At 70.1% G+C, this 20,120-nt stretch carries 20 protein-coding genes, 1 tRNA gene, 1 pseudogene and 1 riboswitch; of the genes and pseudogenes, 9 read left to right on the forward strand and 13 right to left on the reverse strand.

Annotated elements, in window-relative coordinates; translation table 11 throughout:
- Nucleotides 1–2 precede the first annotated feature (2 nt).
- Nucleotides 3–1,040 carry a cobalamin biosynthesis protein CobW gene (cobW, locus tag QE452_RS16460; RefSeq protein ID WP_309659209.1) on the reverse strand — a complete coding sequence of 346 codons (1,038 nt, stop codon included), beginning with the start codon at nt 1,038–1,040 and terminating at the stop codon, nt 3–5.
- A gap of 176 nt (nt 1,041–1,216) precedes the next feature.
- Nucleotides 1,217–1,457: riboswitch (cobalamin riboswitch) on the reverse strand.
- 548 nt (nt 1,458–2,005) lie between these two features.
- Here cobW and QE452_RS19130 point away from each other — a divergent pair.
- Together QE452_RS19130 and QE452_RS16470 are read left to right on the forward strand one after the other, a co-directional pair.
- Nucleotides 2,006–2,152: pseudogene (locus QE452_RS19130) on the forward strand (PEPxxWA-CTERM sorting domain-containing protein); the annotation flags it as partial.
- 108 nt (nt 2,153–2,260) lie between these two features.
- Complete coding sequence (locus QE452_RS16470; protein ID WP_309659207.1) at nt 2,261–2,578, forward strand: DUF6968 family protein; 318 nt, start codon at nt 2,261–2,263, stop codon at nt 2,576–2,578.
- Nucleotides 2,579–2,584: 6 nt separating this feature from the next.
- Here QE452_RS16470 and QE452_RS16475 read toward each other — a convergent pair whose 3' ends face one another.
- Nucleotides 2,585–2,842 carry a hypothetical protein gene (locus QE452_RS16475; protein ID WP_309659206.1) on the reverse strand — a complete coding sequence of 86 codons (258 nt, stop codon included), beginning with the start codon at nt 2,840–2,842 and terminating at the stop codon, nt 2,585–2,587.
- A 22-nt stretch (nt 2,843–2,864) separates the two neighbouring features.
- A complete protein-coding gene (locus QE452_RS16480) occupies nt 2,865–3,617 on the reverse strand; it encodes an SDR family NAD(P)-dependent oxidoreductase (protein ID WP_309659205.1) in 753 nt (250 codons plus the stop codon).
- Between the two features lie 113 nt (nt 3,618–3,730).
- Between QE452_RS16480 and QE452_RS16485 the strand changes: the two genes are divergently transcribed.
- The gene (locus tag QE452_RS16485; protein ID WP_309659204.1) at nt 3,731–5,386 is read left to right on the forward strand and encodes an NAD(P)/FAD-dependent oxidoreductase; all 1,656 of its coding nucleotides are present in this window, start codon (nt 3,731–3,733) and stop codon (nt 5,384–5,386) included.
- A 1-nt stretch (nt 5,387) separates the two neighbouring features.
- Here QE452_RS16485 and QE452_RS16490 read toward each other — a convergent pair whose 3' ends face one another.
- From QE452_RS16490 to QE452_RS16515, 6 genes are all read right to left on the reverse strand, one after another.
- A complete protein-coding gene (locus tag QE452_RS16490) occupies nt 5,388–5,810 on the reverse strand; it encodes a winged helix DNA-binding protein (protein WP_309659203.1) in 423 nt (140 codons plus the stop codon).
- 110 nt (nt 5,811–5,920) lie between these two features.
- The gene (locus QE452_RS16495) at nt 5,921–6,334 is read right to left on the reverse strand and encodes a hypothetical protein (protein ID WP_125994483.1); all 414 of its coding nucleotides are present in this window, start codon (nt 6,332–6,334) and stop codon (nt 5,921–5,923) included.
- A gap of 33 nt (nt 6,335–6,367) precedes the next feature.
- The gene (locus QE452_RS16500) at nt 6,368–6,727 is read right to left on the reverse strand and encodes a hypothetical protein (protein WP_309659202.1); all 360 of its coding nucleotides are present in this window, start codon (nt 6,725–6,727) and stop codon (nt 6,368–6,370) included.
- Between the two features lie 44 nt (nt 6,728–6,771).
- On the reverse strand, nt 6,772–7,230 hold the full coding sequence (locus QE452_RS16505; RefSeq protein WP_309659201.1) for a helix-turn-helix transcriptional regulator: 459 nt from the start codon (nt 7,228–7,230) through the stop codon (nt 6,772–6,774).
- A 191-nt stretch (nt 7,231–7,421) separates the two neighbouring features.
- Complete coding sequence (locus tag QE452_RS16510) at nt 7,422–8,252, reverse strand: TonB-dependent receptor domain-containing protein (protein ID WP_309730560.1); 831 nt, start codon at nt 8,250–8,252, stop codon at nt 7,422–7,424.
- Nucleotides 8,186–10,372, reverse strand: a complete 2,187-nt coding sequence (locus QE452_RS16515; RefSeq protein ID WP_309730399.1) for a TonB-dependent receptor domain-containing protein — start codon at nt 10,370–10,372, stop codon at nt 8,186–8,188. The genes QE452_RS16510 and QE452_RS16515 overlap by 67 nt, the downstream gene beginning before the upstream one ends.
- Nucleotides 10,373–10,627: 255 nt before the next feature.
- Between QE452_RS16515 and QE452_RS16520 the strand changes: the two genes are divergently transcribed.
- Both QE452_RS16520 and QE452_RS16525 read left to right on the forward strand, forming a co-directional pair.
- Complete coding sequence (locus tag QE452_RS16520; RefSeq protein WP_309730403.1) at nt 10,628–11,347, forward strand: DUF2490 domain-containing protein; 720 nt, start codon at nt 10,628–10,630, stop codon at nt 11,345–11,347.
- Between the two features lie 101 nt (nt 11,348–11,448).
- Nucleotides 11,449–13,026: a tryptophan 7-halogenase gene (locus tag QE452_RS16525; protein WP_309730406.1), complete on the forward strand. Its 1,578-nt coding sequence runs from the start codon at nt 11,449–11,451 to the stop codon at nt 13,024–13,026.
- A 121-nt stretch (nt 13,027–13,147) separates the two neighbouring features.
- Here the strand turns inward: QE452_RS16525 and QE452_RS16530 are convergent.
- Nucleotides 13,148–13,221 (reverse strand) — tRNA-Gln (locus QE452_RS16530).
- A gap of 145 nt (nt 13,222–13,366) precedes the next feature.
- Between QE452_RS16530 and QE452_RS16535 the strand changes: the two genes are divergently transcribed.
- Both QE452_RS16535 and QE452_RS16540 read left to right on the forward strand, forming a co-directional pair.
- Entirely contained in the window at nt 13,367–14,401 is a 1,035-nt protein-coding gene (locus QE452_RS16535; protein WP_309659197.1) for a Ppx/GppA phosphatase family protein, read from the forward strand.
- Nucleotides 14,398–15,105, forward strand: a complete 708-nt coding sequence (locus QE452_RS16540) for an RlmE family RNA methyltransferase (RefSeq protein WP_309659196.1) — start codon at nt 14,398–14,400, stop codon at nt 15,103–15,105. Before QE452_RS16535 ends, QE452_RS16540 begins: the two co-directional genes overlap by 4 nt.
- A gap of 315 nt (nt 15,106–15,420) precedes the next feature.
- Here QE452_RS16540 and QE452_RS16545 read toward each other — a convergent pair whose 3' ends face one another.
- From QE452_RS16545 to hemC, 3 genes are read right to left on the reverse strand one after another with little or no spacing between them, the layout of a single operon-like run.
- Nucleotides 15,421–16,341, reverse strand: a complete 921-nt coding sequence (locus QE452_RS16545) for a hypothetical protein (protein WP_309659195.1) — start codon at nt 16,339–16,341, stop codon at nt 15,421–15,423.
- 33 nt (nt 16,342–16,374) lie between these two features.
- Nucleotides 16,375–17,019 (reverse strand): uroporphyrinogen-III synthase, encoded by a 645-nt coding sequence (locus QE452_RS16550; RefSeq protein ID WP_309659194.1) that lies wholly within the window; start codon nt 17,017–17,019, stop codon nt 16,375–16,377.
- A complete protein-coding gene (hemC, locus tag QE452_RS16555) occupies nt 17,016–17,927 on the reverse strand; it encodes a hydroxymethylbilane synthase (protein ID WP_309659193.1) in 912 nt (303 codons plus the stop codon). The genes QE452_RS16550 and hemC overlap by 4 nt, the downstream gene beginning before the upstream one ends.
- A gap of 82 nt (nt 17,928–18,009) precedes the next feature.
- Between hemC and tsaD the strand changes: the two genes are divergently transcribed.
- Together tsaD and QE452_RS16565 are read left to right on the forward strand one after the other, a co-directional pair.
- Nucleotides 18,010–19,035, forward strand: coding sequence for a tRNA (adenosine(37)-N6)-threonylcarbamoyltransferase complex transferase subunit TsaD (gene tsaD, locus QE452_RS16560; protein WP_309659192.1), 1,026 nt, complete (start codon nt 18,010–18,012; stop codon nt 19,033–19,035).
- Nucleotides 19,032–20,009: an NAD(P)H-dependent glycerol-3-phosphate dehydrogenase gene (locus tag QE452_RS16565; protein ID WP_309659191.1), complete on the forward strand. Its 978-nt coding sequence runs from the start codon at nt 19,032–19,034 to the stop codon at nt 20,007–20,009. The genes tsaD and QE452_RS16565 overlap by 4 nt, the downstream gene beginning before the upstream one ends.
- Nucleotides 20,010–20,120 lie beyond the last annotated feature (111 nt).

Raw genomic sequence — 20,120 nt, forward strand, 5'->3', positions numbered from 1 at the left:
GCTCAGCCGGCCAGCGCGGCTCCGATCGCGGCGGGATCGATCCGGTCATGCTCGGCGATCACCACCAGCCGGGTGACGCGCGGCTCGCCGGGCCGCCAGGGGCGGTCATATTGGGTGCGCACGCGCGCGCCGACCGCCTGGACCAGCAGCCGCATGGGCTTGCCGCGCACGGCGGCATGCCCCTTCACCCGCAGGATGTCCTGGTCGCGCGCCATCGCCTCGATCCGGGCGACCAGATCGGCGGGATCGTCGATCTCACCGGCCTGATGGACCAGCGAATCGAAATCGTCATGCTCGTGATCGTCGGCGCCGTCGTGATGCGAGGGGCGGGCGGCGATATCGTCCTCGGCCGCCGCCTCCAGCCCCAGCACCACCGCCGGGTCGATCCGCCCGTCGACCAGCTCGACCACCGGCACCGGGCGCGGCGCGGTGGCGGCGATGGTCGCGCGCGCGGCGGCGATCCCCTCCGGCCCGGCCAGGTCGCCCTTGGTCAGCAGCACCAGGTCGGCACAGGCGAGCTGGTCCTCGAACAGCTCGGCGAGCGGCGTGTCATGGTCCAGCTCGGGATCGGCGGCGCGCTGCGCCTCCAGCCGGGCCAGGTCGGGGGCGAAGCGGCCCGCCGCCACCGCCTCCGCATCGGCCAGCGCGACGACGCCGTCGACGGTGATGCGCGAGCGGATCGCGGGCCAGTCGAACGCCTTGAGCAGCGGCTTGGGCAGCGCCAGGCCCGACGTCTCGATGACGATATGGTCGGGGCGGGGATCGAGCGCGAGCAGCTGCTCGACGGTCGGGATGAAGTCGTCGGCGACGGTGCAGCAGATGCAGCCATTGGCCAGCTCGACGATATTCTCCGCCGGGCAATCGGGGATGGCGCAGCCCTTCAGGATCTCGCCGTCGATGCCGAGCGTGCCGAACTCGTTGACCACCACCGCCAGCCGTCGCCCGGCGGAGCGGCGGATCAGCTCGCTGACCAGCGTGGTCTTGCCCGCGCCGAGGAAGCCGGTGACGATGGTGACGGGAATACGCGAAAGGTCGGTCATGGTGTCTCCGCGCGGGCGCCCTGGCAACGACACGGACGGGGCCTTGTGCGGCCGGCGCGTGGGACCGGGCGGGCGCTCGCTGGAGTCGCCCGTGCCACGCACCGATGCGGCCCCGGCCGCAAGGATTCGTCGCTCAGACGGAAACACCGTACCGCGGCCATCCCCTGGACCATGGTAAGAGCGACCATTGCGCCGGCAGGTCTCCTGGCTCGCGGGTCGTCGCTTGCGGCACGCCTTCCCGGCGGGGACGTCGCCGTCCGTCGCCAGTGGCCGCCCTCGCCCGAATGGGGCCAGGGACCTGTGCCGCTCGCTCGCCGCTTACAGTTGCAGGGACAGCCGCGGCTTGGAGGCGTCGCCGCCTCGCACCGCATTCCCATTCAAGCCCCTTGGCGGGGCACCGACGCGATCGATGGAACCGGATACCGGCCCCGCTGCCGCCTCTAGCCGAGGGACTGGCCGGTGCCAACCGCGGGGACAGACGAATGCGGCACGCGCTCCGTTCGGCCATGTCGCTGGAAGGGCGGGGCTTTACGGAAGAGGCACGAATCCGTCCCGGAGCAAGACCGAATTAGCGATGGACTTTACGCCTTGTTAAGATCATCGCTGCGGATCGACGCGGCGCTGGGGAGCGCGCGCGGGCGACTGGGGACTATTTGGACGTGCGCGCGGTGAAGACGGTGATCATGGCATGGCTGGCGATGCTGGGGCTGTGCGTCGCCATGGCCTGCCCGGCGGCGACGCTGTCCACTACGCCGCCGCGATCCGGCCATTCGCATGTCTTCACCGCCGATGCCCCGCCGGTCGAGTCGCGGGATGGCGGGGACGCGATCCGCATCGTCGTCGACGGCCATGTCGCGGTGGACGGCGTCACCGAGCGCGACGCCTTCGCCTATGCGCTGATGCATGACGATCTGGCCGCCGCCAATGCGACTCGCCCGCCGCGCAAGACCGGCATCGCCGCCGCGATCGCCGCCGTGCCCGAACCGGCCGGCTGGGCGCTGATGATCCTGGGCTTCGGCCTGCTGGGGCTGGTGCTGCGCCGCCAGGTGCGGCGTTCGAATGCGCGCTTCGACCGTGCGATCAAACAGGCCTATGCCGATATTGAGCGGTGAGGATCCAGTCGAAGTACGGTTTCGCGATTCTACCAGCGATCAAGCCCATCCCTCCCCGCCTGTTGATGACTCCGCTTCGTGAATGTGCCTTCATATTTAGGGAAGCGTATGACCGATAGCATCTTTGCCAAGCGAGCTTTTGTTGTGGATGGCCGCGAAGTGGAATGCCGCTTTTACAAGCCGCTGCAAGACAATGACTGTTTTTTCTGCAAAGTTGAAATCGACTGGCCGGAGGGTGTGAAGAGCAAGAGGGCCGGTGGCGTGGACGAAGTTCAAGCCTTGCTGCTCGGAATGAAGATGGCGCACGTAGATTTGCTGGCCGCTCGCAATGTCGATGGAAGAACGGTGGAGTGGCTCGATGATAAGAGTCTTGGGCTCCCCATATCCGATGTCATCCGAGATTGGGATCCGGACAACCATATTTAATCCCCCTCACCCCGGCCGGCGCTCCACCTCGACGATCTCGAACACATGGTCCGTCCAGCCGCGCTGGCGGGCGGCGTCGGCGAGGGCGGTGCGCTTGCTCTTCGCCTCCGCCAGCGACTTGGTATGGCCCCAGAACACCTCGGTCTTGCCGTTCGCCAGCGTCGCCACGATCCGCCAATAATGGGTGAAGGCGGTGGCGGTGGGGCCGATCGTCTTCACATAGCCATCGGGCAGCGTCGCGGTCAGGTAATAGCGTTTCGCCATCGCTGCCCCTCCCAGCCGTCCGTCAGTCCTTGCGCGCGACCTGGAAGCCGGCGAAGCTCTGGCTGACCGGCATCAGCTCCAGTCGGTTGATGTTGAGATGCGGCGGCAGCGTCGCCACCCACAGCATCGTCGCGGCGATGTCCTCCGCCGTCATCGGCGTGGCGCCGCGATAGAGCGCGTCGGAGGCGGCCTGGTCGCCGCCGGTGCGGACCGTGGTGAACTCGGTTTCGACCATCCCCGGCTCGATCGAGGTCACGCGCACGCCGGTGCCGTGCAGGTCGGAGCGCAGGCCCAGCGAGAATTGCTCCACGAACGCCTTGGTGCCGCCATAGACGTTGCCGCCCGGATAGGGATAGGTCGCCGCCACCGAGGACAGGTTGATGACCGCGCCCTGCCGCTCGACCAGGCCGGGCAGCAGCTTGTGGGTCAGCGTGACCAGCGCGGTGACGTTGGTGGCGATCATCGTATGCCAGGCGGCGAGGTCCGCCTTCTGCGCGGGCTGCGTGCCGAGCGCCAGTCCGGCATTGTTGATCAGCAGGTCGATCGCGCGGTCCTCCGGTGACAATTGGCCGAGCGCCGCGTCCATCGCCGCCTGGTCGGCGATGTCGAAGCAGAGCGTGTGGACCTTGTCCGCCCCCAATTCCCCGGCCAACGCCGCCAGCCGTTCGGCGCGTCGCCCGGTCGCGATCACGCGCCAGCCATCGGCTACGAACGCCCGCGCCGCCGCCGCGCCGATCCCCGCCGTCGCGCCGGTGATGAATGCCGTCCGTGCCATGTCGCGTCTCCTGCCGTATCGCGGGGGGTAAAGACCAACGGGCCGGAGAGTTCAACCACGGGGACGCGTGCTCCCGGTTTCCGCTGGCCCCGCAGCACGCTAAGGAAGCGGGCATGTTGCGCATCACCGAACTCAAGCTGCCGCTCAACCATGCCGAGGAGGCGCTGCCCGCGGCGATCCGCAACCGGCTGCGGATCACGCCGCGCGACCTGGTGCGCTACACGGTCGCGCGCCGGGCGCATGACGCGCGCGACAAGATGGACATCCAGCTGGTCTATTCGATCGACGTAACGGTGAAGAACGAGGCGGCGGTGCTGGCCCGCTTCCGCCGCGACCGGCACGTCAACCCGACGCCCGACACCGGCTATCGCTTCGTCGCGCGGGCTCCCGCGGACTATCGCGGGCCGCGCCCGATCGTGGTCGGGGCGGGGCCGTGCGGGCTGTTCGCGGGGCTGATCCTGGCGCAGATGGGGTTCCGCCCGATCATCGTCGAGCGCGGCAAGGTGGTGCGCGAGCGGACCAAGGACACCTGGGGCCTGTGGCGGCGCAGCGAGTTGAACCCCGAATCGAACGTCCAGTTCGGCGAGGGCGGCGCCGGCACCTTTTCCGACGGCAAATTGTGGAGCCAGATCAAGGACCCGCGCCATCTGGGCCGCAAGGTGCTGACCGAATTCGTCAAGGCCGGCGCGCCCGAGGAGATCCTGACCGAGGCGCATCCGCATATCGGCACCTTCCGCCTGGTGACGATGGTCGAGTCGATGCGCGCGACGGTCGAGGCGCTGGGCGGCGAATATCGCTTCGAGCACCGGGTCGATGACCTGGAGATCGAGACGGCGACGGACGGCACGCGGACCCTGCGGGCATTGGTGTTCCAGACCGGCGAGCGGCTGGCGGTGGAGGGGCCGGTGGTGCTGGCGCTGGGCCATAGCGCGCGCGACACCGCGCATATGCTGCACGATCGCGGCGTCGCGCTGGAGGCCAAGCCCTTTTCGATGGGGGTCCGGATCGAGCATCCGCAAAGCTGGATCGACGAGGCGCGCTTCGGCCCCTGCGCCGGCCATCCCGATCTGGGCGCGGCGGCCTATACGCTGTCGCACCACTGCAAGAACGAGCGCACCGTCTACAGCTTCTGCATGTGTCCGGGCGGCACGGTGGTGGCGGCGACCTCCGAGCCGGGGCGCGTCGCGACCAACGGCATGAGCCAATATTCGCGCAACGAGCGCAACGCCAATTCCGGCATCGTCGTCGGCATCGATCCGGCGCGCGACTATCCCGGCGGGCCGCTGGCCGGCATCGCGCTGCAACGCCATTGGGAGGAGAAGGCGTTCGCGGCGGGCGGCGGCGGCTATGTCGCGCCGGCGCAGCGGCTGGGCGATTTCCTGGCGGGACGGCCGTCGACCAAGCTGGGTAGCGTCATCCCCTCCTATCGGCCGGGGGTGAAGATGACCGACCTGTCCGAATGCCTGCCCGATTTCGTCATCGCCGCGATGCGCGAGGCGCTGGTCGCGTTCGGCCGGCAGATTCCCGGCTACGACCATCCCGACGCGGTGCTGACCGGGATCGAGACGCGCACCTCCTCGCCGATCCGCGTCACGCGGGGCGCGGATTTCCAGAGCATCAACACCACCGGCCTCTATCCGGCGGGCGAAGGGGCCGGCTATGCGGGCGGCATCCTGTCGGCGGCGGTCGACGGGATCAAGGTCGCCGAGGCGGTGGGGCGCGCCCTGGCCGGCATCGCCGTGCCGCAGGCGGAGGATCTGGCGGCCTGACCTATTCCAGCGCGCGTTCGACCAGCGCCGAGGCTTCCGCGGTCAGGCGCACGAAATAGCGGCGGCCGTCCTTGGGATCGGGAATCCGCTCGACCAGCCCGCGTTCCGCCAGCGTCGCGACCCAGCGCAGGCCGGTCGTGGTCGCCGCGCCGGACGACAGGCAGGCATTGCTGACCGTGACGGGCTTGTCCTCGTGCAGGGCGATGTACAGGTCGAGCAGCATGTCCCAGGCCGGTTCGCCGAACAGGTCGGCGCGGTCGCCGAACACCTGTTGCCGGCGGCGGCGGGCGGCGAAGGCGCGGCGCGCCCGGACCAGGCTCGGCGGTGGGCCAGGCGGCGCGGCGTCGGCGACCGCCGGTTCCGTCTCCGCCGCCGGCATGGCCGCGTCGATGTCGGCTGCCGGTGCCGCGGCGTCTCCGGCCATCGGGTCGTGACGCGGCCCAGGACTGTCGATGATGGCTGAGGACATCGCGTTACATCTTCTCGAACGCCCGGCGACGGGGCCGGGAAGGGGTATAAGGGGGGCGGCCGGGATCAGTCGCGAATGTGGCGGCGGACGTCGAACGCCACCCCCAGCATCAGGCTGAGCAGCACGGGGATCGCCCAGAAACTCTCGATCGCGCGGTACATGCGCGGCAGGAATGCCGGGGCGATCGCCACCGCCAGATGACTGGCCACCGCCGCCAGGTGGAAGCCGGTCATCCAAATCGGCCACCAGCGCCGACTGTCGAGCATCAGCGCGTACAGGCCGGCGAGCAGCAGCAGGTCGACACCCAGCCGGGCGATTTCCACCTGTTGCCAGCCATGGTCGATCCGGCTGGCGACGATCGTCAGCACGCTCGCCCCCAGGATCAGGAAGGCGGCCCGTCGCCCGTCGCGCCCGCCATAGAACAGGGCGATGCCGGTGCTGGCCAGGGCCAGCAGCCAGAACAGCAGGGCGACGAGCATCCGTCGGCGCTCCGTCGATCAGGCGGCCGTGGATCAGGCGGCCATCGGGCGATCGGCGCGGGGCGCCGGCTGGCCGGCGTCGAGCGCCATCTGCTCCCAGCCCTCGGGGCAGCCGAAGTTCATCGGCGCGATGTTGCTGCCCTGCTTGATCGCGTTCAGGTGACGGATCGCGGAGACGACCTGGCTGCGTCCCTCGACCACCGAGGCGATGCCGGTCGACAGCGAGTGCAGCACCTTCTGGCTGCGTGCGGCGGGCAGGCCCGACCCTTGCGTCGCCTCGATGAACGACATGCACATGCGCATCGAATCGAGCAGTGCGCCATCCAGGGCGGCGATGGTCTTCTGGGTGTCGGCGGCGACGACGGCGCCGGCATTGGGCTGGAAGGTCGGCATGATGATTCCCCCAAGGCGGCCCAGGCGGCCGCCGCGTGCAAGTGTCAGCGGAAGGTCTGGAGCAGTCCCGCCATCGCCAGGGCTAGTGCGATCACCACGGCGACGCCGAGGCCGGCCACCTGCATGGCCTTGATCGTCTTCTGGTCCCAGCTGAGGTCGTTCAGGCTCCCACCGACCGGGGGCAGGAAGCGCGGGCTGGCCGCCGATCCGCCATCGGTCGACCCCGTCTGTGCCGGGGCTTCCGGGGGGCTGCCAAGCGCCGGCAATGGGGGTTCCGATTTCTGGGATGGCGGATTTCCGCCATTTTCCCACGCGACGAACAGCCGGGCGGCCTCGCGCCGGTTCGACACGCCCAGCCGCGCCATTGCCTGTTTCAGATAGGTGTCGACCGTCTGCCAGCTCAGCCCGGTCTCCTGCGCGATCTCCTTGCTCGACATGCCACGCGCCACCAGCCGCAGGCAGACCGCCATGCTGGCGGTGATATCGCTGAACCGTTGCTCCACCCGTCTTCCGCTTCCCGGCTCATCCATCCGGATCATCGCCCGGACCTGGGCTCCTGATACAGGCGCTTGGCCGCCAGGGGTAGGGCCGGCGCGCATCCGCCGCAATCGATCGCGGCGGGGCGTCGCCGCATAGAGAAAGGGGGCGGACGGTTGCCCGTCCACCCCCCTGCAAGGCGATCGGAGACAGGCGCTTAGAAGCGGACCTGCGCACCGAAATAGAAGCGGCGGCCGATCGGGTCGTAGATGTCGGCGGCGGTCGTCGTGCCGGTGATGTTGCCGTAGAACACGGTATCCTCCAGCTTCGGCGGCTTGCGGTCGAACAGGTTGTTGACGCCGATGAACCAGTCCATGTGCTCGCCGGCGCGGGCCCGCAGCTGCACGTCGTGATAGACGCGCGAGCCGATCTCGTTGTGCGAGGCGATCTCCGGGTCGAGGTCGGCGGCGAACTCGGCGAACTCCTCGCGCACCGTGTCGACCATCGGGCTGAGATAGGTGACGGTCCAGTTCAGGCTGAACGGCCCCGCCGCATAGGTGGCGGTGGCGTTCACCTTGTCGCGGAACACGCCGCCAAACTCCAGATTGCCCACGCCGCTGGTGACCGGCGCCGACGGATCGGACTGCGACTTGTACGAGATGGTGTGCGTGTACAGGACGCTGAAGTCCAGGCGGTCGTCGTCCATCAGGCCGAGCGCGCGGCCATAGCGCAGGTTGACGTCGATGCCGCTGGTCTTGGTATCGGCGATGTTGATGTTCTGCGCGTTCACCGTGCGGATGAAGCCGGTGTTCGGGTTACGAATGACGTTGTTGCAGAACTGCGGCAGGCCGGTCAGCAGGCACTGCTGGATCGACGTGGCGCGCGGCACGATGCCGATCGCATTGTCCAGCTTGATGTTGAAGTAATCGACCGTCAGGCTGAGGCCACGCACCTGGTCGGGAGCGATCACCGCGCCGAAGGTCAGGGTCTTGCCCTTTTCCTCGGACAGGTTGCGGTTGCCGCCGTCGAAGCCGTTGATGCCCTGGATGTGTCGGCCAGCGTGTACTGGAAGGTGCCGCCATTGGCGACCGCCGCCGCTACCGCCGGGATCGCGCGGCAGGCCGCGGCATAGGTGCCGGACGAGGCCGCGGTGGTGCCGTCGCAGGGATCGGTAACGCTCGGGAAGGTCTCCGACGCCGAGGAGAACAGCTCGCTGATGTTCGGCGCGCGGTTCGCGATGGCGTAGTTGCCGCGGAAGCGCAGGCCGCGGAACGGCGAGTATTCACCACCCGCATTCCAGCTGAACACATGGCCGATGGTCGAGTAATCCGAGTAGCGCGCCGCGCCCTGGATGCTGAGCGATTCGACGAACGGCAGGCCCTTGAGCAGCGGCACGTCGACTTCGCCGAACAGCTCCTTGACGTTGAACGACCCGACCGTGTCGGGCGTCTGGTTGCCGGAGTTGAGGCCGGCATTGGTCAGCGCGTCCCAGTCCTCGCTGCTCTTCTCGCGGCGATATTCGCCACCGAACGCGACCTGCAGGTCGCCATAGGGCAGCGCGAACAGCGAGCCGTTGACGCTGGCATTGGCGACGAACTGCGTGTTCTTGATGTTGACCTGGCGCGGCAGTTCCGACCGGACATAGGCCGAGGCGGCCGGGCTGGCGGTGTCGTAGCCGAACAGGTTGATCGGCACGCAACCCGCCGCGCGCGCCGTCGCGTCGCGGCAGACGATCGAACCGGACGCATCGGTCACCGCGTCGAGCGCCTGGGCATAGCGCTGGATGTTGATGTCCTGGCTGCTCGTCACTTCCTTGAGCTGGCCATAGACCGCCGAGGCTTCGTAGCTCCACTTGGGCGCGATGTCGCCGCGCAGGCCGCCGGCCACGCGGAAGGTGTCGCGGTCGTTGCGGTTGCTGCGGCTGAACACCTCGTTCTGGCGGCGGCGGAATTCGATCGAGGTCACGTCGTTCGACGCGATCCCGTCGCTGTTGCGCGCGATGATCTGCTGGCGGATCGCCGCCGGGATGAACGGATTGTCGATCGAATAGCCGGCCGCGGCGAAGCCGCCGATGTCGTTATACGAGTCGAGCGCCAGCGCCTCGATCTGCGAGCTGGACTTGGTCTTGGCGTAGGTGCCCTCCAGGAACAGCGTCGCCGCCGGGCTGAACTCATATTGCGCCGAGCCTGCCGCCAGATACCGCTCGACCGGGGTCGAGATGCGGCGCACCGCATTGCGGTTGAAGCCGTAGCCGGTGGGGAAGCCGCTCACGACCGAATTGTCGGGGTTGAAGGTGAACAGGTTGCTCGCATAGCCGCCCGCATTGGTCGATGCGGCATTGCCATTGTAGAACTGGAACCGGCCCTGCGCCGGGTAGGAGCTGTAGGACTGGGGACCGCAACCGGCCGCCGAGCAATCCTCGGCCGAGATCGCGCGCTTGCGCGACAACAGGCCCAGATCCTTCGAATAGGTGCCGTTGACGATCACCGAGCCGCGATCGTCCGCGCCGAACTTGGTGCCGGCGGTGATGCTGGCGGTGTAGTTGGGATTGTCGCCCTTGTCGGTGATGCCGTACTGCGCACGGGCGACCACGCCCTGCAGGTCGGTCCGCAGCACATAGTTGACGACGCCCGCGATCGCGTCCGACCCGTAGATCGACGATGCGCCGCCGGTGACGACGTCGATCCGCTCGACGAAATCGGCCGGGATGTTGTTGACGTCGACGATCGAGGTGCCGGCGACGCCGGGCACGAAGCGGCGGCCGTTGACCAGCACCAGCGTGCGCGAATCCCCCAGGTTGCGCAGGTTGAGCGTCGCGACGCCGTTGCCCGTGGTCAGGAAGTTGCTGTTGGTGCGGCTGAGGCCGGGAATGCCGATCTGCGGCAGCTTCTGGAGCAGGTCCTGCGTGTTGACGATGCCCTGCGACTGGATCTGCTGCGCGTCGATCACCGCGACCGGCGAGGCGGACTCCAGATCGGGGCGGCGGATGCGCGAACCGGTGACGACGATCGCCTCGCTATTGCCGGCCTGCTCGGCCTGGTCCTGCGCAGCGGAGTCGGTGGCCTGGTCCTGCACCTGCGGGGTGGTGCCGGCGTCTTGTGCAAAGGCGGGAGCGGACAGGATGCCCGCCGCCAGAGCGGTCGCGCTGAGGAGCAGCTTACGAGACAATGCGGTTCCTTCGAGTGATAGGCGTGAAATATCCTTTCCTTTTCACTCGAGTACGGCACGGTATGGCAATCATATTGTCGTGTCCGGGTGGCATCATCGCCATTTTGGACCAATGCTGACGCAAATCCGCAACACATTGATGTCATTGGATGATATATACCGGCCATAGTTTGGCCGAAATGTGGCGACAATCCGGCCGTGACAGTTGGCGATTGATGCGGCGGCCATTCGCTGACAGGGCGGCGCGACCCCGAATTGAAAGCGCCGCTCGTGACCCCGTTCCTGTCCCGCATCCTGTCGGCCGCCTCCATCGGCGTGCTGGCCCTGCTCTCCCAACCGGCGGCGGCGCAGACGCAGGACGGGCAGATCTGGTTCCAGATCAACACGGCGGTGCCGGTGGCCAAGCGCACCCGCGTGACACTGGAGCAGATCGCGCGGGTCAGCGAACGGCAGGACGGGCTCTACCAGTCCGAATTCGGCGTGCTGCTGTCGCGCAAGCTGGTGCGCGGGCTGGAACTGGGCGTCGGCTATCGCAAGGTCGGGGCGCATAACGGCAGCAGCGGCACCAATGAGGACCGGTTGCGCCAGCAGCTGGTCGGCAGCTTCGGCCCCTTCGCGACCCGGTTCCGCATCGACGAGCGGTTCAGCACGGAGGCCGGCGGGGTCGGCATCCGCATCCGCCCGCTGATCCGCTACAATTACAAGCTGGGATCGCCCGGCCTGGCGCTGTTCGCCAGCCATGAGAGCTTCTATTTGCCCAATTCCACCCGCTGGGGCCAGCGCAGCGGCTATGAGCGGATGCGCAACATCGTCGGCGCGACGCTGCCGATCGGGACCGAGGCGTCGCTCGATATCGGCTATCTCAACCAGTATCGTCCGGGACGCGGCGGCCGACCGGGGCAGATGGATCATGCGCTGACCACGCAGCTGACCATCAACCTGCACGATCTGAGCTTCCCCTCGCTCCACGACTGACCGTGCCCGGCCGCCTCGCGGCACGGAAGGGACCGGGGGACAGGGGGCGGGCAGGGGCTTCCAACGCACGTTAAGGGCCAGTATCGCCTGCGGGACGGGCCATGGCGGATGACCCGGTGAAAGGGGCAGGCGGCCGGATGCTGCACGACATGGGTGCGAGGGTGGATGACGAAATGGCGCGCGGGGACGATCCGCGCGGGCCGCTTCGCTCGATCGTGATCGTCGGCGGCGGCCTCGCCGGCTGGATGGCGGCGGCGCAACTGGCGCGCCAGCTGGAAAGCGTGTCGATCACCATCGTCGAATCGCCCGAGGACCAAGCGGCCGGCATCGCCGAGGCGACGACGCCCACGATCCGCGCCTATCTGCGCGGGATCGGCGTCGCCGAGCAGGAGGTGATCGCCGCCTGCCAGGGCACCGCCCGGCTGGGCACCGAATTCGTCGACTGGCGCGGTCCCGGCCGACGCTTCTTCCACCCCTTCGGCCATTACGGGATGCGGTCGCGCGGCGTCGCCTTCCACCATTATTGGCGCAAGCTGCGCGCGGCCGGCCACGAGCTGCCGATCGCCGAGCTTTGCCTGGCAAGCGCGATGGCCCGCTATGACCGGTTCATGCTGCCGAGCGACCGGCCGGAACAGGACCTGCTGGCTTTCGACTGGGGGCTGCATCTGGATGCCGGCCTGTTCGCCCGCTTCCTGATGCGGCGGGCGATCGCGCAGGGCGTCGTCCATGTCGATGCCGGGATCAGCCATGTCCATGTCGAACACGGCCTGATCCGCGCGGTCGACACGGCGGGCGGCCGTACGATCACCGGCGACCTGTTCCTCGACTGCACCGGCCCGCGCTCACAACTGCTCGGCCGCGCATTGGAGACACCGTTCGAGGATTGGAGCAACCTGCTGCCCTGCGACCGGGTGGTGACGGTCCCCTGTGTCCGCACCGGGCCGCTCCATCCCTATACGCGCAGCACCGCCCGGCCCGCGGGGTGGCAATGGCGGATCCCGCTCCAGAACCGGATCGGCAACGGCCATGTCTATAGCAGCCGGCATCTGTCAGACGATGCGGCGGCGGCGGCGCTGACCGGCTGGCTGGAGGGCGAGGCGATGGCCGAGCCGCAACTGCTGCGCATGCGCGCCGGTCGCCGGACCCGCGCCTGGACGGGCAATTGCGTGGCGCTGGGCCAGGCGGCGGGCTTTCTGGAGCCGCTGGAATCGACCAGCCTCGCGCTGATCCAGAGCGGGATTGAGCGGCTGTTGGCGCTCCTCCCCGATCGGGGGTGCGCGCCTGCGCTGGCGGACGAGTATAACCGCGTCACCGCGCTGGAACATGAGCGGCTGCGTGACTTCCTGGTGCTGCATTATGCCGCCAATGCCCGGCACGGCGAAGCCTTTTGGGACGAGCGTCGCGACACCGCGCTGCCGCCGATGCTGGCGCACAAGCTGCGCCTGTTCCGCGCGCGCGGTCACCTGGTCCAATATGATGGCGAAACGTTCGGGGATTCGAGCTGGCTGTCCCTTTATGCCGGCTTGGGCGTCGAGGCGGCGGCGCATGATCCCATGGCCGACCATTTCTCCGTCGACGATGTGCAGGCGGCGATCACGCGGATGAAGGCGTCGATCGCCGACACGGTGGCCCTAGCCGAGCCGCACGAGGCGTTCCTGGCGCGGGCGGCGCGGGCCTGAACGGGGCGGCGTGCGAGGGGGGCTGGCGACGAAGGCCGCCCCGCCATCGCGGCCGCGCGCGATCGCGCCACTGGCGGCTGAGCGCCCGGGACGATCGAATATGCGTGCTGTGGGATAGTCCTGGATGCCCCGTGAGGATTCGAACCTCAATTGACGGAGTCAGAGTCCGTAGTCTTACCTTTAGACGACGGGGCAACCGGAGGCGGCCATCTAGGCGGTGGCGCCAAGCCTGTCAACAGTGCTTGTGAGCGGCCCCGCGCATCGCTAGGTTGCAGGGCAAGCACCGAGCGGTCGGCAATGGCCGTGACGGCAGAACACGAACACGAAAGTATCACGGCTCATGGGGAATTTCGCCCGACAGCCGTACCGGCAGGCGCATCCTGCCCGTCCGGCGCCGACCCGGCCGCCCCGCGGCCGCTGGGCGGATGCGCAGGCCTATGCCGCGCTCGATCTCGGCACCAATAATTGTCGCCTGTTGATCGCCCGGCCCCAGGGCGGCGGATTCGCGGTGGTCGACGCCTTTTCGCGAATCGTCCGGCTGGGCGAGGGGCTGGCCGCCAGCGGCCGGCTGAGCGACGCGGCGATCGATCGCACCATCGCCGCGCTCCGCGTCTGCGCCGACAAGCTGAAGCGCCGCAATGTCGTCCTCGCCCGCTCGGTCGCGACCGAGGCGTGCCGGCGCGCCATCAACGGCACCGACTTCATCGAGCGCGCCCATGCCGAAACCGGCATCCGGCTGGACATCATCACCGCCGAGGAGGAGGCGCGGCTGGCGGTGCTCGGCTGCCACGCGCTGATCGAGCCGGGCTCCGACCCGGCGCTGGTGTTCGACATCGGCGGCGGATCGACCGAACTGGTGCTGGTCGATACGCGCGGGGTCGTGCCTCGCGTGCTGGACTGGCATTCCATGCCCTGGGGCGTGGTGTCGCTGACCGAGAGCGCCGGGGGCAGCGACGATGCCGAGGGCCGCGCCGCCGCCTATGCGCGGATGCGGACGCTGGCGACCGAGGGGATGGCGCGATTCGCCGCGCGCCTGCCCCGGGTCGAGCGGCCGCGCCTGCTCGGCACCAGCGGCACGGTGACGACGCTGGGCAGCGTCCATCTGGGCCTCAGCCATTATGACCGCAACACCGTCGACGGGCTGATCGCACCGGCGGCGGCGATGCGGGAGATCAGCCGGTCGATCGCCGCCAAGTCGCTGGCGGAGCGCGCCCAGATCCCCTGTATCGGCAACGAGCGCGCCGATCTGGTCGTGGCGGGCTGCGCGATCCTCGAAACGATCCTCGACCTTTGGCCCGCCGAGCGGCTAGGCATCGCCGACCGGGGGATCCGCGAGGGCATCCTCCGCCGATTGATGGGGGAGACGACACCATGAGCCGCGGAGGAATGAGCGGGCGCCAGCGGGTGCGCACCGCGCGCGGGCGCACGGCGGCGTCGACGCGCTGGCTGGAGCGCCAGTTGAACGACCCCTATGTGCGCCGCGCCAAGGCGGAGGGCTATCGCAGCCGCGCCGCCTACAAGCTGCTGGAGCTGGACGAGCGGTTCGGCCTGTTGAAGGGCGTGAAGCGCGTCGTCGACCTGGGCATCGCGCCGGGCGGCTGGACGCAGGTGGTGCGCCGCCGGGCGCCGGGGGCACGGGTGGTCGGCATCGACCTGTTGCCGGTCGATCCGATCGACGAGGTGACGATCTTCCAGATGGACTTCATGGCCGACGAGGCGCCGGGCGCGTTGATCGACGCGCTGGGCGGCGCGCCCGACCTGGTGCTGTCGGACATGGCGGCGAACACGGTCGGCCATGCGCAGACCGACGCGCTGCGCACCATGGCGCTGGTCGAGACGGCGCATCTCTTCGCCTGCGACGTGCTGCGGCCGGGCGGCGCGTTCGTCGCCAAGGTGTTCGCGGGCGGGGCCGATTCGGCGCTGGTCGCGGAGATGAAGCGCAATTTCGCCACCGTGAAACATGCCAAGCCGCCCGCCAGCCGCAAGGGTTCGGTGGAGTGGTTCGTGATCGCGCAGGGGTTCAAGGGCCGCGCGGCGGAGAGCGAGGCGGAGGCGGAGCCGGAATCCTCGGAGGATTGAGGGGGCGGCGAGCCCGGGGCGTCGCGCGATCGGCTGGCTCGCCTCCCGCGCCACCCCGGCCGGGGCGAGAGCCCGATGATATGACCTTGACCTGTAAACGTCATTGCCAGCGCAGCGAAGCAATCCAGGGCGTCACGCGCGCGGCTGTGGATTGCTTCGCTGCGCTGGCAATGACGGCTGGGTCAGCTCGATGTCATCCTGCTCTAGACCTTCGCGAAGGTCGCTAGCGTGCGTCTGGACACCCTGGTCTACCGGAGTTTCGCAACGGCTCCCCCCTTCACCGCGTCGATGACGGGGAGGGGGTTCGAACGCGCCTTATGACGTGACGGTGCTGGTCACCGGTCCGTCCGCCGGCTGGGCATCGTCGTCCTGCGGCGCGACCATCGCCCTGGGCTGGGGCTGCGCGCCCTGGGCCTGGCCCAGGATCGCCGCCGTTTCCAGCACGTCGAGCGCCTGGTGGACGAGTAGGTAGCGATGCGCCGCCGCCATCCAACCGCTGGCGGCATCCGCCCCCGGCAGGCGGGCGATCTCGGCGCGCGCCGCCTCGACCCGGCCATCGGCGAGCAGTCCGCGCGCGCGCGCGATCCGGTCGGCCGGGCGGGTCGAGGGGGCATTTTCGGGCCGCAGCACGACCAGGCTGCCCAGTTCGCGGCGGATATCCTGCCACCAGCCGTCGCTGGCCGGCGCGGCGAGCGACGGGGCCAGCGAGTCCAGCCCCTGGCGCAGATCCTCGATCGTCACCGGCGTGCGCGCGGCCTGGATCACCACCGACACGGCGCGCGGCTGCGCTTGGCCGAAGCGGGTGCGGAGCTGTTCCTCCAGATAGCCGAGCGGGGCACCGCGATCGATCGCGCGGCGCGCGGCGAAGGCGACCATCAGCGCCTCGGCACGCGTCGCCTGCGCACCGGCGGCGGCGGCATCGGTGGAGACGGCGGCGGCACGGGCTTCCAGCGCCGAAAGCTGCGCGGCGAGCGCGGCCTCGCGCGTCACCAGCGTCGCCGGATCGATCGCGGGGGCGCCGGTGACGCCGACGGGCGGCGCGGGCTGGTAATGGCTGGCCAGCGCCTCGCCCCGTTCCGCGGCGGTGCTGGCCTTGCTGGCGAACAAACTGGTGGTGCGCGCCAGATAGGCGACGGCCGCGCCGCCGCCGACAAAGGCGATCACGACCAGCACGAGCGCCAGCCAAAGGCGCGATATCCGCGATCGCGGCGGATCGGTGGGCGCGTAGCTGCTCATCGCCTGCCTCTATCCCCGCAGCGGGCGATGCGGTCAATCGGCAAGCGCGATGGCCGCCGTCAGCAAGGCGTCCTCTTCCGGCACGGCGACCGCCGTGGAGCGATCCCAGCCGGGGCCGGCGGCGGCCAGGATGGCGGGGCTGAGCGCGGCGAGGCGGATGCGGGCGCGGTCCACGCCGCCCGCCGCCAGCGCCCGCGCCGCGCGGGCCGAATGGAGCAATGCGACGCTGCCCGACAATCCGGCCCAGTCCGCCGGCGTCACCGGCCGCGGGTCGGCGGCATAGACGGTGATCGCGGTCACGCCGGGCACCGCCATGCGCTCGCGCCCGGCCAGATGGAGCAGGCGGGTCTCGCCGCGATCCGCGGTCAGCGCCGCCACGCCGGCCGCACCGGTCCGCACCACACGCAGGCCCGCCGCGCGCGCCGCCGCCGCCGTCGTCGATCCCACCGCCCAGACCGGCAGGCGGGAAAGCGGCGTGGCGGCGATGTCCGCGTGGCGGACGGCATTGGCGCTGGTCAGCACCAGCGCGTCGAAACCGGCCGGGTCGGGCGGTGTCCAGGCGACGGGGACGATGGCGAAGAGCGGGCGGCGAATCACCGTCGCGCCCAATGCGGCGAGCCGATCGGCGGTGCGTCCATTACCCGGTTCCGGGCGGAGCACCGCGATCGGCCGGGTCACGCCGCGAACAGGCGGCGCACGGGATCGGGCGCGCGGGCGAGCAGATCGGCGGCCAGGCGTTCGCCCAGCGGCTCGCCGACCGCGCCCTCCACCGCCCCCTCGACCGAATGCACGCCATCCTCCGACAGCAGTTCGGCGCGCAGCGACAGCGTCTCGCCCGCCAGGCTCGCCAGTGCCGCGACCGGCGAATGGCAGTCGGCGCGGAGCGCGGCGAGCAGCGCGCGTTCGGCGGCGACGCAGACATGGGTCGGCGCGTCATCGATCGCGGCCAGCCGGACCAGCGCGGTGGAGTCCGCGCGCCGCACCTCGATGCCGACCGCTCCTTGCGCAGGCGCGGGGAGCATCAGGTCGGTCGGCACCGCCACGCCGACCTCGCCCCGGCCCAGGCGGTCGAGCCCGGCGGCGGCGAGCAGCGTCGCGTCGACCTCGCCCGCCGCCAGCTTGGCGAGCCGCGTCTCGACATTGCCGCGCAGCAGGACGACGTTCAGGTCCGGCCGGTGGCGCAGCATCTGCGCGCGGCGGCGCGGGCTGCTGGTGCCCAGCGTCGCATGGGGGGGCAGGTCGACCGGCGAAGTCGCGCCGATCAGCCGGTCGCGGACATCGGCGCGCGGCAGCATCGCGGCGATCGCGATCGCATCCGGGCGCACCGTCTCGACATCCTTCATCGAATGGACCGCCGCGTCGATCTCCTCGCCGAGGAGCGCGCGGTCGAGTTCCTTGGTCCACAGCGCCTTGCCGCCGATCTCGGCGAGCGCACGGTCCTGCACCCGGTCGCCGGTGGTGCGGATCACCACCAGCTCCACCTGGTCGCGCGACCAGCCATGCGCGGCGCACAGTGCATCACGCACCATGTTCGCCTGGGTGAGCGCCAGCGGCGAACCGCGCGTGCCGAGCCGGAACCGGATCATCCCGCCCGCCTAGCCGCTGACCCGACCGCTGGGCAAGAGGGGACGTTTCCCCTTCGCCACGAATGGTTCTACAGGGGGAGCCATGCTGATCCTTGGCCTAGAATCCTCCTGCGACGAGACGGCGGCGGCGCTGGTCACCGGCGACCGTCGCGTGCTGGCGCATCGCCTCGCCGGGCAGGAGGCGGCGCACGCCCCCTATGGCGGCGTCGTCCCCGAAATCGCCGCGCGCGCGCATGTCGAGGCGCTGGAACCGCTGATCGCGGCGGCGCTGGACGATGCCGGCGTGACCCTGGACCAGGTCGATGCGATCGCCGCCACCGCCGGGCCGGGCCTGATCGGCGGGGTGATGGTCGGGCTGGTGACCGGCAAGGCGCTGGCCCATGCCACGGGCAAGCCGCTGGTCGCGGTCAATCATCTGGAGGGGCATGCGCTCAGCCCGCGCCTGTCCGATCCCGCTCTGGCCTTTCCCTATCTGCTGCTGCTGGTGTCGGGCGGCCATTGCCAGTTGCTGCTGGTCGAGGGGGTCGGCCGCTATAAAAGGCTGGCGACGACGATCGACGATGCGGCGGGCGAGGCGTTCGACAAGACCGCCAAGCTCTTGAAGCTGGGCTTCCCCGGCGGCCCGGCGGTGGAGCGGGCGGCGGCCCTGGGCGATCCGAAGGCGGTGCCGCTGCCGCGTCCGCTGAAGGGCGCGGCCGAGCCGCATTTCTCCTTCGCCGGGCTGAAGAGCGCGGTGGCGCGCGCGGTCGGGCAGTATTCGGCGGAGGATCTGGCCGCGTCCTTCCAGGCGGCGGTGGTCGACTGCCTGATCGACCGCACCACGCGCGCGCTCCAGGCCGCGCCCGACGCCGGGACGCTGGTGGTGGCGGGCGGCGTCGCGGCGAACGGCGCGGTGCGCACGGCGCTGGAGGCGCTGGCGACGGCGCATGGCCGCCGCTTCGTCGCGCCGCCGCTCTGGCTGTGCACCGACAATGCGGCGATGATCGCCTGGGCGGGCGCGGAACGGTTCGCGGCCGGGATGACCGACCCGCTCGACCTGCCGGCGCGACCGCGCTGGCCGCTCGACCCGGCGGCGGAGGCGGTGCGTGGCGCGGGAGTGAAGGCATGAGGATCGGGGTGATCGGCGGCGGCGCCTGGGGCACCGCGCTGGCGCAGGTGGCGGCGCATGGCGGGCGCGAGGTGCTGCTCTGGGCGCGCGAGCCGGAGGTGGTGGACAGCGTCACCGCCGATCGGCGCAACCATCTGTTCCTGCCCGGCATCGACCTGTCCCCGACGATCCGCGCGACGGGGGTGCTCGCCGATCTGGCCGAGGTCGACGCGCTGCTGGTGGTCGCGCCGGCGCAGCATGTCGGCGCGGTGCTGGCCGAGACGCCGGTCGGTCGTCGCCCGCTGGTGCTGTGCGCCAAGGGGATCGAGGCGGGCAGCCGGCGGCTGGTCGGCGAGGTGGCGCGCGCCGTCCATCCGGACGCGCCGATCGCGGTGCTGTCCGGCCCGACCTTCGCGCATGAGGTCGCGCGCGGATTGCCGACGGCGGTGACCCTGGCCTGCGAGGACGAGGGGTTGCGCGCCGCCTTGTCGGAGCGGATCGCCGCGCCGCATTTCCGGCCCTATGGCTCCAGCGACGTGACCGGTGCGGAGATCGGCGGCGCGGTGAAGAACGTGCTGGCGATCGGCTGCGGCGTGGTCGAGGGCGCCGGGCTGGGCCAGAATGCCCGCGCCGCGCTGATCGCGCGTGGTTTCGCGGAGATGACCCGTTTCGGCCTGGCACGCGGCGCGCGGGCGGAGACGCTGGCGGGATTGTCGGGACTGGGCGACCTGGTGCTGACCTGTTCCTCGACCAGCAGCCGCAATTTCTCGCTGGGCGTCGGCCTGGGGCGTGGCGAGCCGGCCACGTCGCTGCTCGCCGACCGGCGGACGGTGGCGGAGGGGGCGTTCACCGCGCCGGTGCTGGCCCAGGCCGCGCGCGAGGCGGGGGTCGACATGCCGGTGACCGACGCGGTCTGTCGCCTGCTGGACGGCGCGGGCGCGACCGAGGTGATCGGCGCGCTCCTCGCCCGTCCGCTGCGCGACGAGGGGGTTTGAGAAGGGACGGGCCAAGCGCGCGAAGCGGTGACGCCAGAGGCCGGGCCGGTTTGCGTGTTCGCGCTTCTACAGCCCGATGACAGGACCATCGTCAGTGCGAGCGCAGCGAAG

The sequence above is a fragment of the Sphingomonas sp. SORGH_AS_0438 genome (genome assembly GCF_031453475.1).
In the GTDB taxonomy this organism is placed as follows: Bacteria; Pseudomonadota; Alphaproteobacteria; order Sphingomonadales; family Sphingomonadaceae; genus Sphingomonas.

Bases quoted from the DNA above. Each gene is read 5' to 3' on its own strand.
- QE452_RS16485 (WP_309659204.1), top strand. From the start codon at position 3,731: ATGTTGCGCATCACCGAACTCAAGCTGCCGCTCAACCATGCCGAGGAG.
- QE452_RS16535 (WP_309659197.1), top strand. From the start codon at position 13,367: ATGGGGAATTTCGCCCGACAGCCGTACCGGCAGGCGCATCCTGCCCGT.
- QE452_RS16525 (WP_309730406.1), top strand. From the start codon at position 11,449: ATGGCGGATGACCCGGTGAAAGGGGCAGGCGGCCGGATGCTGCACGAC.
- QE452_RS16475 (WP_309659206.1), bottom strand. From the start codon at position 2,842: ATGGCGAAACGCTATTACCTGACCGCGACGCTGCCCGATGGCTATGTG.
- QE452_RS16490 (WP_309659203.1), bottom strand. From the start codon at position 5,810: ATGGCCGGAGACGCCGCGGCACCGGCAGCCGACATCGACGCGGCCATG.
- tsaD (WP_309659192.1), top strand. From the start codon at position 18,010: ATGCTGATCCTTGGCCTAGAATCCTCCTGCGACGAGACGGCGGCGGCG.
- QE452_RS16565 (WP_309659191.1), top strand. From the start codon at position 19,032: ATGAGGATCGGGGTGATCGGCGGCGGCGCCTGGGGCACCGCGCTGGCG.
- hemC (WP_309659193.1), bottom strand. From the start codon at position 17,927: ATGATCCGGTTCCGGCTCGGCACGCGCGGTTCGCCGCTGGCGCTCACC.
- QE452_RS16470 (WP_309659207.1), top strand. From the start codon at position 2,261: ATGACCGATAGCATCTTTGCCAAGCGAGCTTTTGTTGTGGATGGCCGC.
- cobW (WP_309659209.1), bottom strand. From the start codon at position 1,040: ATGACCGACCTTTCGCGTATTCCCGTCACCATCGTCACCGGCTTCCTC.
- QE452_RS16540 (WP_309659196.1), top strand. From the start codon at position 14,398: ATGAGCCGCGGAGGAATGAGCGGGCGCCAGCGGGTGCGCACCGCGCGC.
- QE452_RS16495 (WP_125994483.1), bottom strand. From the start codon at position 6,334: ATGCTCGTCGCCCTGCTGTTCTGGCTGCTGGCCCTGGCCAGCACCGGC.
- QE452_RS16500 (WP_309659202.1), bottom strand. From the start codon at position 6,727: ATGCCGACCTTCCAGCCCAATGCCGGCGCCGTCGTCGCCGCCGACACC.
- QE452_RS16545 (WP_309659195.1), bottom strand. From the start codon at position 16,341: ATGAGCAGCTACGCGCCCACCGATCCGCCGCGATCGCGGATATCGCGC.
- QE452_RS16480 (WP_309659205.1), bottom strand. From the start codon at position 3,617: ATGGCACGGACGGCATTCATCACCGGCGCGACGGCGGGGATCGGCGCG.